Annotated in this window: 2 protein-coding genes; both read right to left on the minus strand. The window is 74.6% G+C overall.

The window, feature by feature from the left end; all coding sequences use genetic code 11:
* Positions 1–521 (minus strand): gamma carbonic anhydrase family protein (locus tag ABD308_RS27340; protein ID WP_344339844.1); only part of this gene is annotated, 521 nt, incomplete at its 3' end.
* A 100-nt stretch (positions 522–621) separates the two neighbouring features.
* On the minus strand, positions 622–1,704 hold a 1,083-nt coding region (locus tag ABD308_RS27345; protein WP_344339846.1), incomplete at its 5' end, for a serine hydrolase domain-containing protein.

Genomic DNA, 1,704 nt, shown 5'->3' on the forward strand with positions numbered 1-1,704 from the left:
GTCTTGCCGACGCCGGGCACGTCCTCCAGCAGCAGGTGGCCCTCGGCGAGCAACTTGACGCCGGCCCGCTCCTCCTCGGTCAGCTCGCGGCGGATCTTCGCCGGCACCCCGGCGACCAGCGAGCCGGGCGGCACCTCCATGCCCTGCGGCACCACGGCGCCCGCCGCGACCAGTGAGCCCGCGCCGATCCGGGCGCCGTTGAGCACGGTGGCGTTCATCCCGACCAGGACGTCGTCCTCGATCACGCAGCCGTGCAGCACGGCGTTGTGGCCGACCGAGACCCGCTCCCCCATCACCAGCGGGAAGCCGAGGTCGGCGTGCAGGGTGCAGTTGTCCTGGACGTTGCTGCCGGCGCCGACCGTGATCGCCTCGGCGTCCCCGCGCAGCACCGCGCCGTACCAGACGCTCGCGCCGGCGCCGACCGTCACGGCGCCCACCACCACGGCGTTCGGCGCGACGAAGGCGCCCGGGTCGACGGCGGGCACCCGGCCCCCGACTTCGGCGATCAGCGGTTCTGCCATCTCTTGTCCTCCTCGCGACGACGGCCCCTCAGGTGCGGGCCATCATGGCACCCCCGCTCCGGCGGCCGGGGGCCGGGGCGGGGGGCCGGGGGGCTTCGGGTCAGCCGGCGCAGGTCCCGGCGGCGAGCAGCCTGTTGTAGGCCTCCTCGGTGGCCGGCGGGGTCGAGAGGCCCTGGGGGTTCACCGAGACGGCGAGCTGCCGACGCAGGTCGGCGCTGGTGTACAGGAAGGTGTTGTAGCCGGGGATGCCGCCCGTGTGGCCCCAGAGCACTCCGCAGTCCGTGGTCGCCCGCTCCAGGCCCAGGCCGTAACGGCCCTCGCTCTGCGGGGTGGCCGTCATCATCTCCGCGAGCTGGGGCCTGGGCAGCAGCCGCCCGCCGATCAGGGCCGTGATGAAGGTGTTGAGGTCGGCGGTGGTCGAGATCCCGGCGCCGGACGCGCCCGCCATGCTCGGGTCCAGCGCGGTGACGTCGACCGGGCCGGTGGGCAGCTCGTAGTAGCCGTGCGCGTGCGGGCCGGGGACGGTCGTCTCGTGGTCGGGCATGGAGGTGCCGGTCAGGCCCAGCGGGCGGATGACGCGGCGTTCCACCTCCCGCTGCCAGCTGTGGCCGGTGGCCCGCTCGATGATCCGGCCGACCAGGACGTAGTTGGTGTTGGAGTAGTGGAAGCCCTGGCCGGGCGCGAAGTACGGCGGGTGGGCGCCGGCCAGCGCGATGAGCCGCTCGGGCGTCCAGCGGGTGTAGCGGCCGGACTCCAGCCACTGCTCGATGGCGCCGGGCCGCTCGATGTCGAAGGCGTCGTCCTCGGTGTAGTTGAACACCCCGCTGGTGTGGTTGAGCAGCTGGCGCAGGGTGATGTCCGCGCCGTTCGGCAGCGCGCCCGGCAGCAGGGTCTCCACCCGGTCGTCCAGGCCGAACCGCCCCTCGGCGACCAGTTGGAGGGCGACGGTGGAGACGAAGGTCTTGGTCACGCTGCCGATCCGGAACCGCCCGTCCGCGGTGGCCCGCGCACCGGTGGCGCGGTCGGCGACGCCGGCGGCGCCCTTCCACAGGGTGTGGCCGCGGTCGCCGACCCGGGCCAGCGCGGCGGAGACGCCGCCGGAGTCGACGAGGCCGTTCAGCGCGGCGTTCAGGGCCTTGGTGTCGACGCCCTTGCGCGGACCCCGGGCGGCGGGGTCCGCCGC

Origin of the sequence: Kitasatospora putterlickiae, from assembly GCF_039527695.1 — a bacterium.
GTDB lineage: Bacteria > Actinomycetota > Actinomycetes > Streptomycetales > Streptomycetaceae > Kitasatospora > Kitasatospora putterlickiae.